This is a genomic window from Streptomyces sp. CNX435 (genome assembly GCF_059570575.1).
In genome coordinates, this window is the sequence record NZ_JCANTA010000003.1 from 136840 (window position 1) to 158286 (window position 21447).

Sequence of the window (21447 nt, forward strand, 5' to 3'; positions counted from 1 at the left end):
TCCTTCGAGTTCAGCTGGCTCGGGGTCGGGCACCGGTCGTGTCCACGTCGGGGTGGCCAGCTGCGCGCGCCTTTCTGCGGTTGGCGTAGACGAAGCCACCGGCGCCCGCGGCGATCAGCGCCGCGCTGGCCACGGCCAGGGGAAGCACCCCCGCCGAGCCGGTGCCGGCGAGCCCGCCGCCCTTGGCAGCCCCGTCGGCGCCGCCGCCGACCACACCCGCGCCGTCCGTGTCACCACCGGAGGAGCTACCGCCGGCCGACGTGTCGCCGCCCGCACTCCCGGTCGCGCCGCCGCCGGTGGAGGGGGAGCCGCCTGCGCCGCCACCGGCGTCCGTCGTGCCGCCCGAGTCCCCGTCAGTGGTGCCGCCGTGGTCCGTGCCACCGTCGGAGGCACCGCCGTCGCCGCCGGACCCGCCGTCAGAGGTGCCGCCGTCGTCCGAGCCACCGTCCGTGTCGCCGCCGCCTGTGCCGCCACCGTCGGTGGTGCCGCCGTCGGAGGTGCCGCCGCCGGCAGAACCGCCGTCGTCCCCCGGGAGAGACACCTCGTCCGGGTCGACGTCGCCGACCGCCATGGTGAAGACCTGGCTGTCGGAGACCTCCTCGCCCGAGGCAAGCGTGGCCGAGAAGGTGAACGTCATCCGGTACACGCCCTCCTCCGTGAAGGCCCAGTTGGCGTGTTCATGCGTACCGGCCATCACGATGTAAGAGTCACGCAGACCGTCACGGGTGTCGAACCTCGGCAGCGGCTCACCGAAGGTCGACCACGCCCAGACGGCCAGCTCTCCCGGCCCTTCCACCTCGTCCAGGGACAGCTGCAGGCGGCCCTCCATATCGGCGGGGGCGAACTCCTCAGTGTTCCAGCCCGCCCACACCACCTCCGGGTCCTGCACCTGCGGGATCAGGTGGAAGACATCGCCCGGCTCACCGATGTACTCCAGCCCTCCGGCCGGATCGGGAACCGTCTGCCTGCCCGCCGGAGTGAGATGCATGATCACCGAGGTCGGCTCCCGCCAGACCACGTTGCCGGACTCACGGCTGTCCTTCAGCAGGGTGCGGAACTCACCGTCCACCAGACGCGGCGCGACCGCGTCCACGTGCCCCTTGTCGATGACGGTGCGCTCGTCCACCACATCACCGGCCGCCGACACGGCGGCGGGCGCCGCGGGCGGCGCTCCGGGGACAGCATCCCCGTCACCACCGCCCGCGGCGCCGGCCGACACCAGCCCGGCCACCGCCAGACCCAGCGCCCCCAGCAGCCGGGCCGGCCGATTGACTGCTCCCATCGCCCCTCATCTGCGGTTGTGGCCGCCCGCGCGTTCGGGCAGCGAAACGTCAAACCCCATGGCGCCGCACACAGTTGCGCGGACCGTGCGGCACACCGTAGTCGTGATGGTAATCATTTTCAATTACTATTTCGAGCGACGCGGCCCGCACGGCGGGCCCAGCCCCAGGCGGACGCCGTACGCCCCGGCGTCACCGCTCCCGGCCGTACGCCCACCGGACCCGGGATCTGTTTCAGGTTTCACCGGCCGCGGCGCGACGCGATCACCGGGCGGTGACGGTCTCCCCGGTCTCGCTCCTGCCCGCGACGGCGGGGCTCTGCGTTTCGGGCCGCGCAGGGCGGCGTAGACGAGCAGCACGGGTGTGTGACATGCCGCTTTCGGCGTAATGGGGGTCTTGGGCCGTTCAGCCGGTCACGCTGTGCCCGTTGATCAAGGTCGTATCAGGAGACGCTTTCGTGCACAGACGTAATCGCCCGCGCTACAGCAAGGTCGGCCTCTTGCGTCCGGACGAGTTCGCTATCTCAACCTGGACAAGATGCGGTCGCCACAGTCTCCCCGTTCAACGACTGGGAGGCGATCTTCAACGAGCCCCGGCTCCCCGGGCCATCGCCGACCGGATCACCTTCCGCCGCACCCGCATCCAGACCAGCACCGAGTCCTGCCGGCTCCAGGCCACAGCGGCCGAACACCACACCACCCGGTGAAACCCCCCTCTTTCAGGCGAGATGAGGCCGGCCCGATGGAAAGGACATGGCCATGACGGAAGGTGAGCGGCGTCCGGACAAGGGTGTGGTGGACCGGTCGGAAGGCTTCGGTGAGCGGCTGCTGGGGGTGCTGCTGGACCGCGCGCACGAAATGCCGCCGCAGCTGATCGCCCCACTGATCGCGGAGGAGGTGCGCAGGATCGGTGGCCGGGATCTCTCGATCCTCTTGCAGGACTACGGGCAGCTGTATCTGGTGCCGCTGCCCGGCAGGAGGCTGGTCGTCGGTGAGCCCGAGCCGATCGGTGACTCCCACGCCGGCACGGCCTTCCTGCGTGCGACCCCCGTCGAGGTGCCGCAGGCCGGCGGCGTCCGGATGTTCCTGCCGTTGCTGGACGGAAGCGACCAGGTGGGCGTGCTCGCCCTCACCCTGGATGACATCGATGACGACGACCGGCGGCTGCTACGCAGGCTGGCCGGCCTGGTCGCCGACATGCTGGTCACCAAGCATCACTACACGGACCAGTTCTTCCTGGCCCGGCGCAGCGAACCGATGAGCGTGGCCGCGGAGATCCAGTGGTCCCTGCTGCCTCCGCTGGCGATGTCCGTCCCGCAGGCCGCGGTCGCCGGCGTCCTGGAGCCCGCCTACAACGTCGCGGGCGACAGCTTCGACTACGCCCTCAACGACGACATCCTGCATGTGGCCATGGTCGACGCGATGGGCCACGGTCTGGACGCCGCCACGATGGCGACCGTCGCGATCGGCGCCTACCGGCACGCCCGACGCGCCGGCATCGGCCTGACCGAGATCTACACGTTCATGGACCGGGCGATCGCCGAGCAGTTCGGGCCCGACCACTTCGTCACCGCGCAGATGATGCGCCTGAACACCACGACGGGCCAGCTGCACTGGGTCAACGCGGGCCACCCGGCGCCGCTGCTGATCCGCGATCACGAGGTCGTCCAGCAACTGCACACCCCGACCACCTTGCCGGTCGGCGTCGGCGGCGACGAGCCCCAGCTCAGCGAGCAGACACTCCAACGCGGCGACCGGGTGCTGTGCTTCACCGACGGCCTCATCGAAGAGCGCGGAGCCGGTGGCCAGCAGTTCGGCGAGGAACAACTCATCGACTGGGTCAACCGCATCGAGCACACCGAGGAAGGAGTGCGCGCGGTGGTGCGCTCCCTCTCCCACGTCCTGAAGCAGGAACGGGGCGGGATGACCAGCGACGACGCGACGCTGTTCCTGATCGAGTGGCGCGGCGGCGCCGCCGATCACCTCGCCGTCCTGGAGTGAACCGACACCTGCACCACCACTGACGGAGCCGACGTGGGTGACACATGCCCGGGCAACAGCAAAGCCCAAGGTCGGAAGGGGTATAGGGCGGCCGTCTGGCAGCAGGTTCAGCCGGGTAGGTCTTCGGGGCGTTTCCGCGCGAGTCTGCCTTCGAGCAGGCCGGTGGCCTGGCCCACCTCGATCAGGTAGCCGTCGGGGTCGCGCAGGTAGCAGCGCTTCTCCGGCCCGCGTTCGATGGGCGGGGTGACGAAGCGGGCCCCCTTCGCGCTCCACTCCCGGTAGGCGGCGTCGATGTCGGCGACGCGGAGGTTCATGAAGCTGGAGACGGTGTCGCCGGGCTCGTAATCCACTACTGAGATATCCGGCTTGTCGGGGGTCGGGCCGCCACCCGGATTCATGATCACCCATGAGTTGGCGAGCTTGACGATGCAGGGGTTCTCTTCGAGGACGACCTGTCCGCCCAGGACCTCGCAGTAGAAGGCCCGGGAGCGGGCGATTTTTCTGACGGTCAGGAAGAGCGTCACGAGCATCCCGCTGTCGGGTACGGGCAGGTTCTGCAGGTCGATGGCGGGCTGCGGTTCGGGCACGGGCTTCTCCTGTCAGCGCGGGGCGGCGCGGCGGGCGGGGTCGTCCTCCAGGGCGGCGCGGTCCCAGGTGCCGTGGATGGCGGCTGCCTCGTAGGTGGACTGCAGAAAATCCAGCAGCAGGGTGTCCGGGTCCGCAGCCGTACGCACCGTCTCGTACGGCAGGAGGTACTGGCTCCACTCCTGCGAGTAGCCTCCGGCCGGTACGGGGTGGTCGCGGAAGCCCGGGGGCTCCGGATAGGCGTAGGCGTAGAACATGCCCTCGCCGTCGCCGCCCGGCCAGAAGCCGGCGCTGCTGAGTTCGTGGGAGTAGCCCTCGGTCATCACCCAGTCCGCGCAGTTCGGGGCGCCGCCGGCGTGGGTGGGCGCGGTACGCCCGGAGAACCGGGTGACGGCCAGATCCATGGCGCCCCAGAAGAAGTGCACGGGGCTGACCTTGCCGATGAAGCGCGAGCGGAACTCGGTCAGCACCCGGGCAGCCTGGACCAGCTGGCCCCAGAAGGCGTGCGCGTGCGCGGGGTCGTAGGAGGTGTGGGTACGGTCCTCGGCGAACGGGATCGCCTCCTCCACCTCGACCGGGCGGGCGAGAATGGCGACGTCGATCCCCGCCCGTGTCAGGGCGTCCATCGTCTCGCGGTAGAAGTCGGCAACCGGCTTCGCCTCCAGCACGACCGTCTCCACGGCACCGGCCGTCGTCCGCAGCCGCAGCCGGTGGTCGATGAAATCAAACTCCATGTCGAACGTGCGCCGGCCCGGGATCGCCGACGTCGTCAGACCGCGGGCGGAGACGTAGAGCGGCACCTGCCACCAGTGGTTGACCATCGGCGCCAGCGCCAGCCGGACCTTGCCGACGATCTGGGTCCACATGTGCAGGGTCTCGCGGGTCTTCGACCAGTCCCCGACGCGTAGCGCCGGCCACGGGTCGGCGGCGGGAAGCGCACTCGTCACCAGCAGCTCCCGGACGTCGTCAGTTGAGGCGCTGCTGCCAGTCCGGCGGGACCTTCCCCGCAGGGCCCGGCACCGGCTGGGTGGCAGGACGCGCGGCCGGCGGGCTCATCACCGGTCCGTCCAGGAATTCGTTCGTGTCCGCGTTCCAGAACCAGTCCTCCCCGGGCTCGAAGCTGGTGAGCACCGGATGCCCACTCTGACGTGCATGCCGGCTCGCGTGCTGTGCCGGCGAGGAATCGCAGCAGCCGATGTGCCCGCAGGCGGCGCAGCGCCGTAGATGAAACCACCACCCCGGCGCCTCACCCGCCAGACACTCGGCACAGCCCTCCCCGCTTGGCGTGGAGGTGGGGTCGATGCCAGGTGTCCGTTCGGCTTCCATGGCTCCATCTTGCGCAGCGCGGGCCGGATGAGCCCGCCGACGAGGCCGTTCAGGTGCCGTCGGGCGTTCGCCGTACCCGCAGCAAGACCACCACCCGCCGGCCGTCCACCGGCACGTCCGCCACCGTGCGCCCTGGCAGCCGTGCACCTTCGCGGTCGGCATGCCGCGAGCGCAGACCGCCACAGGCGGGGTCACGTTGGTCCACGGCGTCAGCGACGCATTCCTCGCACCGACGCCGGTCGCTCATGTCGGGATCCGGATCATGGTGCCGAGGAAACGCGGCGGCCGGGGAAGGCACGTCGGCCTCGGGAAGGAGGCGGCCCGATTCCCGCGCGTACTCCCACTGGCCCACTCGGGATGCGAAACCCCGGGATCGCGATGACGATCGACAGGTGGGCACCGGGCGTGCCCAGAGGCCAACGAGAGGTGGATAGACCATGAGGGTGTTGCTGACCGCCCAGATGGACACCGAGAAGGCGAACCAGGCGATCACGCACAATACGCTCGCCAAGACGATGTCGTCGCTGCTTGAGCAAGTCAAGCCGGAGAGCGCGTTCTTCGGAGCGAAGGACGGGGTGCGTACCGCATTCATCGTCTTCGACCTGAAGGAGCCGTCCGACATGCCCTCAGTCGCCGAACCGCTCTTCCAGGAACTCGGTGCCAACGTGACCGTCATGCCCGTGATGAACTTCGACGACGTTCGGGCCGGTCTGCAGAAGTACGGATCGAGCTGACCGCTGAAGCGTTCGGCCCGCTCGTCGCACTCGGGCGCCCTTCGCCCTCTGTGATGACGTTTGTGATCACTGTCTGTCACAATACGACTGCGTCCCCGAGGAGGCGCTGACGAACCTTGAGCGGATCCTCAGCGACAACGACATGCGGCGTTCCGGGTGGGCGCGAGCGACTCCGCGCCGGGCGGCGGCGACTGAGGCGGCGTGCGCACGAGGGTCCTGGCGCCCGCGTCACGCCCGGCCCGGCCGGCATCGATCTCAGCCGGCCGGGCCGGGGGCTGTGCGCATATCTCCGCACCGGGAACGGTGTCACGCCGTGAGCGGCACCGGATGGATCTCGTCCGCCGGGTGGCCGGCGCGCTCGTGAATGCGCATCACCGCCTCCGCCGACGGCGCCTCCGACAGGCAGTAGACCTCGCCGGACTGTGGGTCCGCCCACGTTTGCTTGAAGTGCACCCGCTCCTCGGTCTCGATGGCCCGGTCCGCGCGGTGCGCTTCCTGCAGTTGCTCGCTCGTGATCCCCTTCATCCCGTGGTGAACGTCCATGAACTCGGCCATGGTCATGCACCTCCTGATCGCCGGTACCTCCATGGTGCACCCGGCATCGGAAGCGCACCTGATGAGCGACTAAGCGTCACTGATCGGTCATCCAGGGTGGTCGAAACCGAGAGGCCGGTCGGACCCGGGTTCGCCCGCCGCCCGGCGAGGCGGCGATCGCTCCGCCGCGCGCTTCGCGACAATAATCCAGAAGACATCTGAGTCCAGGCGAAAGGTGTAGACGCGGCATGGTCGACGGCCGGCTCACCCTCACCATGGTCGACACCGAGCGGGTGCCCCCGCTGCTGGCCCTGGCGGCCCTGGTGGTCACCTTCCTCGTCACCCGCGGCATCACCCGCATGATCCGCGCCGGCCGGGGACCGTTCCGGAACGTCGACCCTGGCGGGATGCACATCCACCACGTGGTGCCGGGGGTCGTTCTCATGGTGATCGGGGGCTTCGGCGCGGTCTTCGTGGAGGGAGGCGTGGTCGCCGAGTCCGTGGTCGCCGTCGTGTTCGGCATGGGCACGGGTCTGGTGCTCGACGAGTTCGCCCTGATCGTCCACCTGCACGACGTCTACTGGACCGAGCAGGGCCGCGCCTCGGTCGAGGTCACCGTGCTGACGGTCGTGGTCGTCGGCATGGTGCTGATCGGCTCGTCCCCCTTCGACGTGGACGACCGAGGGGGGCCGCAGGAGCAGGGGATGCTTCTGTGGTCGGTCAACCTCGTCGTCGGCTCCCTCATCGCCGTGGTCTCCTTCGCCAAGGGCAAGTTCCGCATGGGCGTGCTCGGCGTGGTCATCCCCCTGGTCGGAGCGGTCGGCGCGATCCGCCTGGCCCGTCCCCAATCGCCCTGGGCGCACCGCTTCTACACCCGCAGGCCGCACAAGCTCGCCCGCGCCACCCGCCGCGCGGCCCGTCACGACGCCCGCTGGAGCAGTCTGCGCACCCGCTTCGAGAACGTCATCGCCGGCGCCCCCAGCCAGCCCCGGCAGCAGGGCAGGGACCGGGACGGCTCGCCTCCGCCGCCCGGGTGATCCACGGTGGGACATGCCGTTGATGCCCTGTTCGGTCGCGCGGAGAGCGGTGCGGTGAGCGGATGTGGTCGGCCGCTTCGGAATCCGCTCTGACGGGCGACACGGTCCGGGCAGTTCCAGCCAACTCACCGACCGCTCAACGCCGCGGATCCGGCAACCGGTTCGAGAACCGTTTCTCCCCATTCCGTACCAGGCCAGCGGCCGGTTCGATGCTCGCTTCCCGACGCCGGACGGGAGGCTCGGATTGTCCGGATCCCGGCACCGCCGCCGCCTGGTTGTCGGTGGCGTGGGCGATGGTTCCCTCCCGCAGACCCTGTCACGCCCACCGAGGAGACCGGTGCTTTCCACACCCTCACGCAATCCCCCACCCGGGTCACGCCCTCGCCGCCATCCCCTCCACGAGTGAATCGAACGTAGGGGAGCGCCGACCACGCCTGCCCGCCGCGCCCCAGCTCGAACTTGCGCTCGACGCGTCGCCCGGACCGCCCCGTGTCGGCCCCGTGACCATCCACGTTGTCCGGGGTGCCCAAGCCGATCCCTACCTGAGGAGCAAACCGTGAATCCTGCGCGCCCGTGCCCCACCGCCCGCCCTGCCTTCGAAAACCCTCCCGCTCACCCCGTCCGCCCCACGGCGCTCCAGCACCCCGCAGCCGCCCGCCGTGCTCCGTTCGCATCCGCATCACGACCGTCGCCGAGGTGGGGTGCATGAGCGACGCGAAAGGCGGGGGTGGTCGCGTGAGGCGCCCCCGCGTCACCGCCCGGCAGGCGGCAACCGCCGTGCCGCAAGGCCCGCCCGCGGTGCAGGACCCGGCGGCCGTTCCCGCCGCGCGCACGTCGGATCCTCAGCCCTCGGCCCCGCCCGAACTGGACTACAACGGGCGCAAGCACCGCCGGGCCATGGATGACGCCACCTTGTGGGACATGGCCCGCCGGATCCCGACGGCGCTGGCCCAGTCGGCCCGGCTGGCGTGGTCGGTCGACCGCCGCATGACGCTCACGATCCTCGTGTGCCAGGTGCTGTCCGGCCTGGGCACCGCCGTCATGCTCACCGCGGTCGCCAAGGCGATGCCCCACCTCGCCACCTCCGACGCCCGCACCGGGCTGGGACGGGCTTGGCCGGCGCTGACGGTTGCGGTCGTCGCGATGGCGCTCGGCGCCGGGATGTGGATCCTCGCGGACTGGGCCACCCGCCGCCTGAACCCGCAGATCGCCTCCGCCGTCGATCTCACCCTGGTCGACCTCCACATGAAGGCCGAGCTGTCCGCCTACGACACCGAAGGGTTCACCGACCGCAGCCGGGCCGCGGAGATCGGCGCGCTGCGCGCGGTCGGCCTCGCGGACGACGCCAAAACGCTGACCAACGGCCTCGTCCAGCTCGTGTCCGCCGCGACCGTCCTCACCACCCTCCATCCCCTGCTCCTGGGCGTGCTGCTGCTGTCGGTCATCCCCCGAGGCATGGGTGGGGTGATCGCCGCGCGCATCGACTACCGCGTGCACGACCGCACCATCTCCGCCCGGAACGTACGCGGCATGATGCGCTGGTGGCTGACCACCCCCGACCTCGCCGACGAACTGCGCGCCAACACCATGCGGCCCTACCTGCACTCGTGGTACCGGGTGATGTGCGACAGGGTCGAGGGCCGCGAGCTTCAAGGCGCGCGCCCCTATCTGCTCGTGACGCTCCTCGCGGCGTCCCTGGCGGGCCTGTTCACGCTCGGCATGTGGGCGGCGCTGGCCGCGCTCGCCCTCTCCGGAGCCATGTCCACCGCGATCGCCGGCACCGCCATCGTCGCCTCGCAGACCGCCGGACGCGCCCTCAACTCCATCATCAGGTACGGCGCGATCATGTTCCACCACGGCCTCTACCTGCACGATTACCACACCTTCACCGACGAGGTCCGAGCCATGGCCACCGCCCGGGGCACCACCCAGGCCACCGCGCCGCGGCAGATCCGCCTGTGCGGGGCCGAGTTCACCTACCCGGGCAAGGACACCCCTGCGCTGCACCCGATCACCCTCACCCTCAACCGCGGCGAGGTCGTCGCCCTCGTGGGCGAGAACGGCGCCGGCAAGTCGACCCTGATCCGCCTGCTCACCGGACTGACGGTGCCGACCGGCGGAACCGTCCACTGGGACGACACCGATCTCGCCACCGCCGACGCGGAATCGGTCTGGCGGCACGTCGGCCTCGTCCCCCAGAAGAACGGACACTGGCCGCTCGCCGCCCGCGAGAACATCACCCTCGGCCAGCCCCGCGAGCACACCGACGACCGCATCTGGGACGCCGCCGAACGCGTCGGCATGACCCAGTCCCTCCAGGCGCTCCCGGACCGGCTCGACACCCTCCTGGCCCGCTCGGTATGGGGCGGGCACGAACTGTCCGGCGGGCAGTGGCAGCGCCTGGCCTGCGCGCGGGCGATGTACCGGGAGCCGGCCGTGCTCGTCCTGGACGAGCCGACGAGTGAGATGGACGCCCGCGGCGAGCACCTGATCTTCCGCCGACTCCGCGAGACGGACGACCGGATCACCGTGATCGTCACCCACCGCCTGGACAACGTGCGGATGGCCGACCGCGTCATCGTCCTCGACCAAGGGCGCATTCGCGAACAGGGCACCTTCGACTCCCTCGTCGCCACCGAGGGAAGCCTCCTGGGCGAGCTGTACGCGCTCGCCCAGGACCGCTGACCCCTCACCACCCCCGGCGGGGCCGCCCACGAAGCGGCCCCGCCCCACCCCTCCCGTCCCTCAGCCCGCTACGGAGTCTCTCCATGAACGACACCGGCGCCGAGGCACATACCCTCACCGGCTCGGCGGCGGAGCGAGGCCGCGCAGGGCTGCCTGCACGCCTGCCTGGAAGCGCGTCGTGGCGCCCAGGTCCGCCATGAGCGCGGTGACCCGGCGCTGCGCGGTGCGCTCGCTGACGCGCAGCTGCCGGGCGATCGCGGCCGTCGTGAGGCCGGACAGCATGAGACTGACCAGCCTTTGGTTCTCCGGATCGTTGGGCTCGGCGCTCTCGACGGAGGCCGGTCCGCTGGCCAGACGCAGCGGGATGGCTCGCTGCCAGAGAGTGTCGAAAAGCTTGTGCAGCACATCCAGCAGCACGGACGGTCGCAGGAAGACCGCGGAGTCGAGCGACGCGGTGCCGCGCCGCAGGGGAATCATGGCGGTGTGGTCATCGACCAGGTACGCCCGCAGGGGGAGGCTGGGCAGGGCGCGCGCCTGCTCGCCCGCGTCGGCGCGCGCGGAGATCTCGGCGACGACGCCGGGCACGTTGACGCTGCCGTGGTCGTAGAGCGCGAAGCATTCCACCCCGCGGGCAAACAGCTCGACGTGTGGTGCTGTGCCGGCGGGGAATCGCCAGTCGAGGCAGCGCACTCGGTGCTGAGCCGCGTGACGCGCATGGAGCAGCCGCCGGCGTACCTCGGGCAAGCCGGTGACGAGCTCGACGAACGGCGTCCGGGCATGCGGCCCGTGCCCTGGTCCTGCCGTGAGCCGGGCGATGTACTCGCGCATCCGGCGCAGTTCCAGCTCGTGCTCCCCGAACAGCACATCGGCGGCGATGTCCGGCGGCAGCGCCGAATGCCGGCCGTCATCGTCGCGGAGGACGAAACCGTGGGTGACGAGGCGGCGCAGTACGTCGGCGAGATCCTCGCCGGTCCAGTGGGCGGTCAGCTCGGCGAGCGAGCAGCCCGGGTGGTCGAGAACGAGCTCGTACGCGGCTTCGGCCCGGTCGTCGAACTCGATCACGCGCTGAGCCAGCCGCGTACGTACGCCTGATAGCCGGCCTGGAACCGGCTCGTCGCGTCGAGCCGCTCGTACAAGGCGGCGATACGCCGCCGCACGCGGCGATCCGGCCACCCGAGGCTCGCACCGATCTCCGCGTCGGTGTATCCCGCGGCGAGCATCGTCAGCAGCCGCTTGTCCGTGGCGTCCGGCCGGCCGTCCAGGGACGAATCGCGGCCGGTGATGCGCAGTGGGGTGGCGGCGTCCCAGCAGACCTCGAACAACGCGACCACACCCGCGACGAGCACGGGCTCGCTGATGAGCACGGCGTACGGGGTGCTGTCGTCGCGGTAGGACAGGAGCAACGCGGTTCGTCCGTCCGCGATGGCGAACTTGGCCGGGGCGTCTCCGACGCGCGCCTCTTCGCCCGCCCGCACCCCCTCTTCGAGGTCGGCCAGCCGGACCGGCACATCGAGCGCCTGCCGATCGTAGAGCGTCCGGATCCGCACACCCCTGCCCAGCGCGGCGAAGATCGCCGGATCGCCCTCAAGGGGGTCGCCCACGTACGGCGGGGCATCGACGCCGGCGATCGTCCCCTCGGCGGACTCGAGAAGCGTCTGGTAGAGCTTGAGAGTCTCGGCCCCTCCGTCCGCCACCCGGACGCCGGTGTACGCGGACCCGTTGGCGGTCCGGGACGCGTGTCGGCTCGCCAGCCGGACGAGGCGATGGCGTGCCTGTGCCAACTGCATTTCGCGTGCCAGCAGCGCGGGCAGGAGTACGTCGTGCGGTGCCGCCGCCGCGTAGCTGCCGGGGGTGGCTTCGGAGGCGACGGCGAGTCCGGCCGCGACGAGTTCACCGAGCCGGTCGGCCGCTTGACCGACCGAGACCCCCACTGCGGCAGCAAGACTCTCGGCAGTGGCCGGCGAGTGTGCCAGCAACGCCGCGTACGCGACCTGTAGTTCGGCCCGGACGCCGACGGTACTTGGCGCTGTCCTATACCCGTCATGGCGCGAACCGGCTCCGTCGCTTTCTACCGGGTCGTCGGCCACCGTGCAATTGTGCCCAGGTGGCTTCCGACGATCAAGCGCGAGCAGGAGTAACGATGGGCATACGCCGCAGGATGTGCACCCGCCTTGTGTCGGCAGCCGTATCCGCGGTGTGTGTGGTCGGTCTGCTCGGTCCGGCGCAAGCGGTGTCGCCGAGCAGCGTCGGCGACGCTCCGGCGGCCGGCACCGTCGACACCGCTTCGCCCGGGACTTCGGGCACGCCCGAGCCGGAGGCCCGGGTCACCTTGCTCACCGGTGACGTCATCGGCTACTACCACGCGGACGGACGGCCGATGGCCAAGGTCATCTCGACCGCACCGCGGCCGGATGGGCATCCGGTCACCTTCTTCACCACGGGCCGCGGCGACGAGGTCACCGTCATACCGTCGGATGCACAGCCGCTGGTACAAGCCGGCCTGCTCGACAGGCGGCTGTTCGACGTGGCCTACCTTGCCGAGAACGGCTACAGCGGCGCCAAGGGTGACATCCCGGTGATCGTGCGGTACGCCTCGTCCACACCGCGGAGCCGACTCGCGCCGGAGGCGGACGCGCTGCCGGCGACTTCCGCGCCCCGCGCGCTCGCCAGCGTCGACGGCGCCGCGGTCAACGTCGCCAAGGACCGGGCCCCGGCGTTCTGGAACCGGGTGGCGGCGCCCCTACGAGACGGCCGCACCCGGCTCGGATCCGGATTGTCCAAGATCTGGCTCGACGGTCGCGTACGGGCGTCGCTCGACGAGAGCGTGTCGCAGATCAGGGCCCCGGAGGCGCAGGCGGCCGGGTTCGACGGATCCGGCGTCGACGTCGCGGTGCTGGACACCGGGATCGATCTCGACCACCCCGACTTCGCCGGCAGGATCGCGGCGACGAAGGTCTTCACGGGTGAGGAGTCCGTCCAGGACGGCTACGGGCACGGCACGCACGTGGCATCCATCATCGCGGGCTCCGGCGCCGCGTCCGACGGCACGTACCAAGGCGTCGCGCCGGGCGCCGATCTCCTTGTCGGCAAGGTACTCAACGACGCCGGGGCGGGCTCCGACTCCCAGGTCATCGCGGGGATGCAGTGGGCCGCCGAGAGCGGCGCCCGCCTGGTCAACGTGAGCCTTGGTGGCCCGGATGACGGGGCCGACGATCCGGTCGACGTGGCTCTCGACGACCTGTCCGCGCGATACGAGACCCTGTTCGTCGTCGCGGCCGGCAACAGCGGGCCGAGGGCGTCGACGGTGACCTCGCCGGGCTCCGCCGACGCGGCCCTGACCGTTGCCGCGGTGGACGAGTCGGACGAGCCGGCCTCGTTCTCCAGCCGCGGACCGCGCAGGGGCACGTACGCGCTCAAGCCCGACATCGCCGCTCCGGGCGTCGACATCACCGCCGCGCGCGCCGCCGGTACGGACATAGGGCCCCGGGTCGGCGACACGTACGCCCGCCTGTCCGGGACCTCCATGGCGACCCCGCACGTTGCCGGTGCCGCCGCGATCCTCGCCGAGCAGCATCCGAACTGGAGCGGGGAACGACTCAAGGCGGCGCTCGTCAGCACCGCCGAGGACGTCGGCCACGGGGCGTACGAGCTGGGCTCGGGCCGGGTCGACGTCGCTCGCGCCGTTTCCCAGGGCGTGTACGCGACGGGCAACGTCGACTTCCGTCAGATCCCGGCGGACGGCGGCCCGATCACCAAGCAGCTCGGCTACGTCAACGACACCGACGAGGACGTGACGCTGAGCCTGAAAGCGCAGGTGTCCGCTCATGGCGGCAGCGTCCCGCCGGAGGGAACGCTGACGGTGCCCGAGTCGGTCACGGTCCCCGCGCGGGCAACGGCCACCGTTCCGGTCCGCTTCGATCGCACGGCCGGCGCCGGCGAGGGCCGGTACCAAGGCCGGGTCGAGGCCACGGACGCGACGGGTTCGGTCGAGGCAGGGGTCGCGGTCGGTGCGACCATCGCCGCCAAGCCGGTCTCGGTCGACCTGAGCATCATCCCGCCGGAAGGTGCGCGCGAAGTACGTGTGGGAACGGTTGCGTACATGCGGGTCGACAACCGCGACGACCTGGGGTTCGCCGCGTACGGTCAGCAGGCGCTCGACACCACCACGCAACTGCCGGCCGCCGGTCCGTGGAGCGTGCACGCGACCGTCGGATGGGTCGACGAGAACGGGCAGTGGAACACCGGACTCGCCACCATTTCCCAGTTCTCGGCCACCGACCGCACGAGTCTGACGATCGACATGGGCGAAGCGAAGGAGGTCACCACCTCGACGCCGAAGCCGGCCGACCCGGTCATCGTGGGTTCCGGCTATCTGCAGATCCGCCAGGACAACATCGGCTACGCCCTCCCGGTCGCCACGGCGAGCTACCCGAACCAGCACCTGTGGGTGTCCCAGGTCGACAAGCCGTCACTGGGCACGGTCTCGGGCTTCACCAGCACCCTGCTCGGCTCGCCCCTCGTCACCATGAGGATCGGCAACAGGGGCGGCGCTGTACACCCCTGGTACCAGGCCTACAGCGGTAGCGGCTACCGCACCGACGGCACGCCGCGGATGCTCGACGGCGAACAGACCTACCGGGTCGTCGCGGCGGGCCACGGCCTGGCCGCCGACTTCGAGGGCGTCGACGCTCGCGGCAGGATCGTCCTGTTGGACCTCAGCGACATCTGCCAGTCCGACGGCTGCACCGAAAATGCCCTGGATCGCGTGCAACGGGCCGAAGCGGCAGGCGCCGCGGCGGTCCTCGGATACGGCTCAACCGGCGCCGAGTTCCTCGGCCTCGAACGCCGCACGTCGTGGGCGTCGTACCCGATCCCGACGCTCGGGCTGAGCGCGGACGAGGGGGCTCGGCTCAGCCGGCTGGCGCGACGCGGCGCCGTGCGCCTGCACGTCGACGCCCACGACACCGCGCGCTACGTCTATCCACTCGCCTTCGACTCCCAGGGCACACCCCCCTGGCGCAACAAGGTTGCCAGGGACGAGCTGGCACAGGTCGACGACCGGATCTATTCCGAGCATGAGAGCACCGCGAGCCTCAGCTGGAGCCCGCAGTACTCCGCCGGCATGTCCACACCGTTCAGCAACGTGCTGCACGTCCCGACGCGCAGCACGCTGACCGAGTACATAGGACCGGTCTCCGCGGACACCGGCTGGCAGCGCGATCTGGTCGACCTCCACAACTTCGGCCCTGGGCTGGTGCCCACAATGACCTCCCAGAACATCTTCGACCGGCCTGGTCGCCGTACGCAGAAGTGGATGGCGGCACCGCTCGCGCCGGGCGCGCCGGTGTATACCTCGGCAGAGCTGTCCAGCGGTTCCGCGGCGACGGTCTGCAACGCGCAGTGCCGCTCGGGCGACCTGCTCGTGCCGTACTCCGCGCTCGTCGGCGCGGATCCGACGGCCCACATCAACAACCGGTTCAGCTTCGAGGACAGCCCGGTCAAGGTCGACTACCACCTCTACCGTGACGGGGCCGAGGTTCCGCTGGAGACCCTCGACTTCGTGGCCGTGTGGCTCCGCATCCCGTTTCCCGCCTTCCGGCTGGGGCCGGATTCCGCGGATTACCGGATGACGATGAGCACGCCACCGCCGTGGGACTCGCTGACCCACCCGCAACGCGTGGACACGGCGTGGACGTTCACGTCGGCCCAACCCACGTCCGGGCACGCGTACGACGGATGTTTTGCGGGGACGCTCAGCTTCGGCGCCGGGCCATGCGCCCCGCTGCGACTGCTCGACCTGCGTTATGACGCGAGCGTCGATCTGGACAACACCGTCCCCGCCGGCCGTCCGCGCACGCTGACGATCACCGGCTACCACCCGGTGGACAACACCTCACCGGCGCGGCTCGACACGCTCTCGCTGGAGGTGAGCTTCGACGGCGGCGAGCACTGGAGCACCGAACCCGTGCGCCGGGTGGGGCCGGCGGGATTCGCCGCTCGCATCGTCCCCCCGAGCGACAGCACGGGCGGTTCGGTCAGCTACCGGGTGAAGGCCGCCGACACCGAGGGCCACACCATCGAGCAGACCGTGCTGCGGGGATACGACATCCGCTGATCCGTCAGCACGTGGTCGTTGCGCCGTGCGCCCCGGCCTCCCGCTGTGCACCGGTGGCATGGTGCCAAGCGGGGCATCGGCGGGCTCCGAACCCGAACGGTGTCCCGGGTCCGTGACCCGGGACACCGTCGCTCGCGATTGGCTCAGGAAGCATCGCGGCGGTGGTCGGAGGCGTAGAACGCCTGGATCTCGGCGGTCAGGACGTCGGGGACCTCCATCGCGGCGAAGTGGCCGCCGCGCGGTTGCTCGGTCCAGGAGACGATGTCGGTGTTGTCGCGCTCCGCGAAGGGCCGCATGGACCTGAAGTCGTCGGCGAAGACCGTGACGCCGATCGGGCCGTCGTTGACACGCGGCTCGACGGCCTTCTCGGCGTGGTGGTAGCGGACCGCGCCTGCGGAGGTGTTGGTCAGCCAGTAGAGGCTGACGTGGGTGAGTACCTGGTCCCGGGTGAGAAGGGAGGTGCCATTGCCGAAGTTCTCGAACAGCTCGTTGGAGGCGAGCTGGCCCACCGGTGAGTCGCTGAGCGCCGCCGCGATGGTCTGCGGCCGGGAGGCGTTCATCTGCGCGTAGCCGTTGACGGTGCTGGACCAGCCGGCGAACTCCAGCGCCGCGTGGTCGGCCGGGGTCATCTTCTCGAACTCGGCGGGATCGCCCGAGGGGAAGGAGAAGAGCTGCAGGACGTGGGCGCCGAGGAAGCCCTCGGGGTTCAGCACGGCCAGCTCGCGGGAGACCATGGCGCCGATGTCCGAGCCGTGGGCACCGTACGACCGGTAGCCCAGCGCGCGCATCAGGGTGTCGAAGGTGCGCGCCACCCGCCCCGTGGTCCAGCCGCCCCAAGCCACGGGGGTGCTGAAGCCCATCCCGGGCAGGCTCGGGATCACGACGTGGAACGCCGGGTCGGCACGGCCGCCGTGCGCCTCGGGGTCGGTGAGCGGGCCGATCACATCGAGGAAGTCGGCGAACGAACCCGGATAGGTGTGCGTGAGCAGCAGCGGCGTCGCGTCCTCGTGCGCCGAGCGGACGTGCAGGAAGTGGATGGTCTGCCCGTCGATTTCGGTGAGGAAGTGCGGGAAGGCGTTCATCCGCTCCTCCTGCGCCCGCCAGTCGAACGACGTGCGCCAGTACTCGACCATGTCGCGGAGGTACGCCACCGGGGTCCCCAGCGCCCAGTCGTCGCCGGGAGCCTCGGTCGCGAAGCGGGTGCCCGCGAGGCGGCGGTCGAGGTCGTCGATCGCCTCCTGGGAGATGGCGATCTCGAACGGGCGGACGGCGCTCTCCGCGGCGGCGATCTCGGTGATCTCGACGTTCTTGCTGGTCCGGGCTTCGTTGAAGGTCATGTGGCTAAGGTAGGAAGGGTTCCGGCCGGGTTCGTTCCGGAATTTCTTCGGTCTTCTGACTTTATTTCTCCGGGGGTGCCCGATGCTCGAAACGTCGGCCCGCCTGCTGGCGGTCCTCGGGCTGCTGCAGACGCGCGGCACGTGGTCGGGTGCGGATCTCGCCGCACGGGTCGACGTGGGTGAGCGGACGCTGCGCAAGGACATCGAGCGGCTGCGCGAGCTCGGCTATCCGATCGACTCGGTCCGCGGTCCGGCCGGCGGCTACCGCCTCGGTGACCACGGAAGGCTGCCACCGCTGCTGCTCGACGACCAGGAAGCCGTGGCCGTCGCCGTCGGTCTCGGGACGGTGCGTACGGTGCGCGGAATCGAGGAGGCGAGCACGCTCGCACTGGCCAAGCTGGAGCACGTCCTGCCCGACCGGCTGCGGCGCCGGGTGCGGGCCCTGCACGACAACACCGATGTCGGCCCCGCGAACACCACCACCAACGTCGAGGCGCCGCCGGTCGACACCGACCTGCTGGCAGAACTGGCGGCAGCCGTCCGCGACCACCGGGCCCTCAGGTTCTTCTACGGTGACGACCAGGAGCCGACCGAGGCCGAGCCGTACCGCCTGGTGAGCTGGCAGCAGCGCTGGTACGTGGTGGCGCGGCACCGCCCGGCGGGCGAGTGGCGAGCCTACCGCGCCGACTGGATCACCCTCCGCACCCCCGGCGGCGGCCACTTCGTCCCGGTGCCGCTCGACGGCGGCGACTACGCCGCGTTCGTGCTGCGCGACGTCGCCTCGACGGGGTGGAAGGTGCACGCCCGCATCGCCGTCGACGCGCCGGCTACCGAGGTGCTCGCCCGGATCAACCTGGCCGTGGGCGTGGTCGAAACCGTCGACGACTCCCACTCGGTCCTCGTCACCGGCGCCGACAGCCTGGAGACCGTCGCGGTCTGGATCGGCATGCTCGGCCTCGACTTCCACGTCGATGAGCCGCGCGAGCTGGTCGCACACCTGCAGGCGCTCGGCCACCGGTACCTCCGGTCGGGCCCGGCCGGGTCCGGCACCCCTTCGCGCTAGCGTCCGGCCGCCGGGCTCCGGCCGCACCGCAGGGGTGCGGGCGGCGGGGCGCGCCGGTGGCGGGATGCTGGGCATGTGTCCCGCCACCGGCGGTCTGCGGGACGGTCCGACACCCGTCCCGCGTCTGTGTCAGCCTCCGGAGCCGGCGGTGGGCGCCTTCGCCGGCGCAGAGGCGGTCCCGGTGTGGTCGATCCGGTACAGACCCGAATTGTCGTTCGGCGGGTCATACCCGCCGCCCCACTCCAGGACGTACAGCGACCCGTCGGGGCCGAACTCCATGTCGATCGGCGCGAGGAACTGTGTGTCCGGCATGAACGCGGACACCTGGGACACCCCGCCCGCACCGTCGAGGGTGAGCGAGTAGACGGCGTTGCGCGCCCACTCGTAGAAGAACGGCTTGCCGTCGTAGGACTCCGGGAACTTGGTGTCCGACTGCAGGTCGGGGTCGAAGTCGTAGAACGGGCCGCCCATCGGGGCCAGTCCGCCGCCGGCGGGGATGGCGTCGGGTACGGACGACGTCTGCGTGCCGTAGTACATCTCCGGCTGCTGCACCGGCGGCAGCTCCGTCAGCCCGGTGTTGCGGACCGAGTCGTTGACCGGCCGGTCGCAGTCGAAGTTCCCGCCCACGGTCACCGGGTCCGTGGTGTAGTCGACGTCGCGGTACGGAACGTTGGCGCCGATGCACAGCGGCCAGCCGTAGTTGCCCGGCTCCTTGAGCACGTTCCACTCGACGATCCCGGCGGGGCCCCGGGTGTCCGGCGCGTTCTGGGACGCGTCCGGGGCGTAGTCGGCCAGGCCGATCCAGCCCGTGGCAGGGTCGACGGTGAAGCGGAACGGGTTGCGGAAGCCCATGGCGTAGATCTCGGGCCGTGTCTTGTCGTCGGTGTCCTGTGCCTCGTCGAACAGGTTGCCCTCGGGGACGGTGTAGCCGCCGTCCGGCTGCGGCGTGATGCGCAGCAGCTTGCCGCGCAGGTCGTTGGTGTTCGCCGCGGTCGCGCGGGCGTCGTGGAACGTGCCCTCCCGCTCGGACAGCGGGGCGTATCCGCCGGACGGCTCCGAGTGCGGGTTGACGTCGTCGCCGACGCCGAGCAGCAGGTTGCCGTCCAGGTCGAAGTCGAGGTTGCCGCCGGTGTGGCCCGGCTCGTCGGGCAGCCGGCTGGCCGGGACCTCGATGACGAGCTGCTCGCTGCCGGGGTCGATGGCCGAGCCGTCGCCGACGGTGAAGCGCGAGACCCGGCTCGTGAAGTTCGCCGGGTTGGTGTCGTCGTCGCTGGCGGGTGACCAGTAGACGTACAGGTGCCCGCTGTCGGCGAAGTCGGGTGCGAGGGCGAGGCCGAGGAGCCCGTCCTCGCCGCCTGAGTACACGTCCAGTTGAACCGCGGTGCCCGTGGTCTGCGTGGCGGGATCGTAGACCCGGATCTCGCCGGTCAGCAGCTCGGTGTAGAACACCCGCCCGTCCGGGGCCACATCCATCGCGAACGGCGCCTCGGTGTTCTGGTCCAGCGCGACCTTGGTGAACTGCTCCTGGGCGGCGGGCGCCTCGCCGCAGTCGCCCTCGACCTGGCCGGAGGCGTACTGCACGCCGCCGACGATGTGCTGGACCAGGTCCGGCTCCTGGTAGTGGGCGCCGAAGTGGCCCATCGCGGTCACCCAGGCCCGGCCGCCGTCGTACGGCTTGCACCACGAGATGGGATGGTCCTCGCCCATGGCGTTCCCGCCCGGGTCGTACGTCGACTCGTCCACCGTGGCCAGCACATGCGCGTCGCCGCGGACGTTGGTGTCGAAGTTGTACCACTCGTCGGGGCGTACCCACTCCGGCGACAGATGCGCCGTGGACGGGTGCTCGGTGTCCTCCACGTGCACCGTCGCCTGCTGCCCCAGGGGCGGGGCGGTGTCGGCGTGTCCGGGCATCTGCGACCCGATCAGGTCGTCCCACCACTGGTAACCGCCGCGCATGTCCGCGGCGTTGTGGATGGCGGCGATTCCGCCCCCGGCCTGCTGGTACGCCTCCAGCGCCGCCTTCTCGCCCGGTCCCGTCCAGGGGTCGCCCGAGGTCTGGAACATCACCAGCGCGTCGAACCGCGCCAGGTCGTCGGGGTTGAAGATGGTGGAGTCCTCGGTGTGCTCCGAGGTCATCCCGGCGTCCTCGAAGGCCGACTGCAGTATCGGCACGCCTTGCTCGATCGCGTCAGTGTGCCGATACCCGGTCGTCTCGGTGAAGATCAGTACGTGCCGCTCCTCGGGCTGTGCGTTCGCCGTGCCGGGCGTGGCGGCGAGCTGCGTGACGGCGAGGGCGGTCGCGAGAGCGACCGTCACCGCCGCGGGTGACCGTCCCCTGAGTGGGCGCAGTCCTAACTTCATGTTCCGGAACCTCCTGGACCGACGAGCTACGAGTCGTGGATGTCCGTACGGCGTGTCGGCGCCGGGCGGTGACGGTGCGAGACGGGGCTGAACGACATCAGCCGTGCATCACCTACTCGGGCCGTGGGGGGTGGGGGAGGGTGACGGGCCCAATCGTCATCGGATCGGAAGCTAAAGACACTTTTGACGGTCGTCAAGCAGAAGTGCGGCATTTTCTTGCCAGACATTTTCCACTGACGGGACCAAGTGCGGACGCGGACCGCGCACGATGGCAGCCCCGGCGGCCGGGCAGTGCGCCCCGACCTCCAGGCCCTGACGCGAGCGGGACAGTCGCTCAGCGCCCACCTGTCGGGTGCACCGACCCACTCCGGTCTTTGTAGGAACCGCACA

The 21447-nt window shown here is 70.6% G+C and carries 15 protein-coding genes; 6 read left to right on the top strand and 9 right to left on the bottom strand.

All coding sequences use genetic code 11. The features are described from left to right. Positions 1 to 10: 10 nt before the first annotated feature. Positions 11 to 1282, bottom strand: coding sequence for a choice-of-anchor M domain-containing protein (locus T328_RS07095; RefSeq protein ID WP_496495027.1), 1272 nt, complete (start codon positions 1280 to 1282; stop codon positions 11 to 13). A gap of 756 nt (positions 1283 to 2038) precedes the next feature. Between T328_RS07095 and T328_RS07100 the strand changes: the two genes are divergently transcribed. Next, complete coding sequence (locus T328_RS07100) at positions 2039 to 3280, top strand: PP2C family protein-serine/threonine phosphatase (protein WP_496495028.1); 1242 nt, start codon at positions 2039 to 2041, stop codon at positions 3278 to 3280. A gap of 107 nt (positions 3281 to 3387) precedes the next feature. Here T328_RS07100 and T328_RS07105 read toward each other — a convergent pair whose 3' ends face one another. From T328_RS07105 to T328_RS07115, 3 genes are read right to left on the bottom strand one after another with little or no spacing between them, the layout of a single operon-like run. Further along, positions 3388 to 3867 (bottom strand): VOC family protein, encoded by a 480-nt coding sequence (locus T328_RS07105; RefSeq protein WP_496495029.1) that lies wholly within the window; start codon positions 3865 to 3867, stop codon positions 3388 to 3390. A gap of 12 nt (positions 3868 to 3879) precedes the next feature. Beyond that, positions 3880 to 4812 carry a DUF5996 family protein gene (locus T328_RS07110; RefSeq protein WP_496495030.1) on the bottom strand — a complete coding sequence of 311 codons (933 nt, stop codon included), beginning with the start codon at positions 4810 to 4812 and terminating at the stop codon, positions 3880 to 3882. A gap of 19 nt (positions 4813 to 4831) precedes the next feature. Beyond that, complete coding sequence (locus tag T328_RS07115; RefSeq protein WP_496495031.1) at positions 4832 to 5191, bottom strand: UBP-type zinc finger domain-containing protein; 360 nt, start codon at positions 5189 to 5191, stop codon at positions 4832 to 4834. A 437-nt stretch (positions 5192 to 5628) separates the two neighbouring features. Between T328_RS07115 and T328_RS07120 the strand changes: the two genes are divergently transcribed. After that, positions 5629 to 5925 carry a hypothetical protein gene (locus tag T328_RS07120; RefSeq protein ID WP_496495032.1) on the top strand — a complete coding sequence of 99 codons (297 nt, stop codon included), beginning with the start codon at positions 5629 to 5631 and terminating at the stop codon, positions 5923 to 5925. 306 nt (positions 5926 to 6231) lie between these two features. Here the strand turns inward: T328_RS07120 and T328_RS07125 are convergent, their stop codons facing one another. Next, positions 6232 to 6480: an SCO4226 family nickel-binding protein gene (locus T328_RS07125; RefSeq protein WP_496495368.1), complete on the bottom strand. Its 249-nt coding sequence runs from the start codon at positions 6478 to 6480 to the stop codon at positions 6232 to 6234. A 227-nt stretch (positions 6481 to 6707) separates the two neighbouring features. Between T328_RS07125 and T328_RS07130 the strand changes: the two genes are divergently transcribed. Next, positions 6708 to 7496, top strand: coding sequence for a hypothetical protein (locus tag T328_RS07130; protein ID WP_496495033.1), 789 nt, complete (start codon positions 6708 to 6710; stop codon positions 7494 to 7496). Positions 7497 to 8201: 705 nt separating this feature from the next. Next, positions 8202 to 10181 carry an ATP-binding cassette domain-containing protein gene (locus T328_RS07135; protein WP_496495034.1) on the top strand — a complete coding sequence of 660 codons (1980 nt, stop codon included), beginning with the start codon at positions 8202 to 8204 and terminating at the stop codon, positions 10179 to 10181. Positions 10182 to 10295: 114 nt separating this feature from the next. Here T328_RS07135 and T328_RS07140 read toward each other — a convergent pair whose 3' ends face one another. Further along, positions 10296 to 11243, bottom strand: a complete 948-nt coding sequence (locus T328_RS07140) for a helix-turn-helix domain-containing protein (protein ID WP_496495035.1) — start codon at positions 11241 to 11243, stop codon at positions 10296 to 10298. Next, a complete protein-coding gene (locus T328_RS07145) occupies positions 11240 to 12268 on the bottom strand; it encodes a helix-turn-helix domain-containing protein (RefSeq protein ID WP_496495036.1) in 1029 nt (342 codons plus the stop codon). The genes T328_RS07140 and T328_RS07145 overlap by 4 nt, the downstream gene beginning before the upstream one ends. 113 nt (positions 12269 to 12381) lie before the next feature. On the opposite strand from T328_RS07145, the gene T328_RS07150 reads away from it, so the two are divergent. Then, the gene (locus T328_RS07150; protein ID WP_496495037.1) at positions 12382 to 16296 is read left to right on the top strand and encodes a S8 family serine peptidase; all 3915 of its coding nucleotides are present in this window, start codon (positions 12382 to 12384) and stop codon (positions 16294 to 16296) included. A 143-nt stretch (positions 16297 to 16439) separates the two neighbouring features. On the opposite strand, the gene T328_RS07155 is transcribed toward T328_RS07150, so the two are convergent. Beyond that, positions 16440 to 17633, bottom strand: a complete 1194-nt coding sequence (locus T328_RS07155) for an epoxide hydrolase family protein (protein ID WP_496495038.1) — start codon at positions 17631 to 17633, stop codon at positions 16440 to 16442. A gap of 82 nt (positions 17634 to 17715) precedes the next feature. On the opposite strand from T328_RS07155, the gene T328_RS07160 reads away from it, so the two are divergent. Further along, positions 17716 to 18696, top strand: coding sequence for a helix-turn-helix transcriptional regulator (locus T328_RS07160; protein WP_496495039.1), 981 nt, complete (start codon positions 17716 to 17718; stop codon positions 18694 to 18696). A 129-nt stretch (positions 18697 to 18825) separates the two neighbouring features. On the opposite strand, the gene T328_RS07165 is transcribed toward T328_RS07160, so the two are convergent. Beyond that, positions 18826 to 21012 (bottom strand): ThuA domain-containing protein, encoded by a 2187-nt coding sequence (locus tag T328_RS07165; protein WP_496495040.1) that lies wholly within the window; start codon positions 21010 to 21012, stop codon positions 18826 to 18828. Between the last annotated feature and the right edge of the window lie 435 nt (positions 21013 to 21447).

Coding starts and splice junctions, on each gene's coding strand:
- T328_RS07095 (WP_496495027.1), bottom strand. CDS start 1,282: ATGGGAGCAGTCAATCGGCCGGCCCGGCTGCTGGGGGCGCTGGGTCTG.
- T328_RS07100 (WP_496495028.1), top strand. CDS start 2,039: ATGACGGAAGGTGAGCGGCGTCCGGACAAGGGTGTGGTGGACCGGTCG.
- T328_RS07115 (WP_496495031.1), bottom strand. CDS start 5,191: ATGGAAGCCGAACGGACACCTGGCATCGACCCCACCTCCACGCCAAGC.
- T328_RS07120 (WP_496495032.1), top strand. CDS start 5,629: ATGAGGGTGTTGCTGACCGCCCAGATGGACACCGAGAAGGCGAACCAG.
- T328_RS07125 (WP_496495368.1), bottom strand. CDS start 6,480: ATGGCCGAGTTCATGGACGTTCACCACGGGATGAAGGGGATCACGAGC.
- T328_RS07130 (WP_496495033.1), top strand. CDS start 6,708: ATGGTCGACGGCCGGCTCACCCTCACCATGGTCGACACCGAGCGGGTG.
- T328_RS07135 (WP_496495034.1), top strand. CDS start 8,202: ATGAGCGACGCGAAAGGCGGGGGTGGTCGCGTGAGGCGCCCCCGCGTC.
- T328_RS07155 (WP_496495038.1), bottom strand. CDS start 17,633: ATGACCTTCAACGAAGCCCGGACCAGCAAGAACGTCGAGATCACCGAG.
- T328_RS07160 (WP_496495039.1), top strand. CDS start 17,716: ATGCTCGAAACGTCGGCCCGCCTGCTGGCGGTCCTCGGGCTGCTGCAG.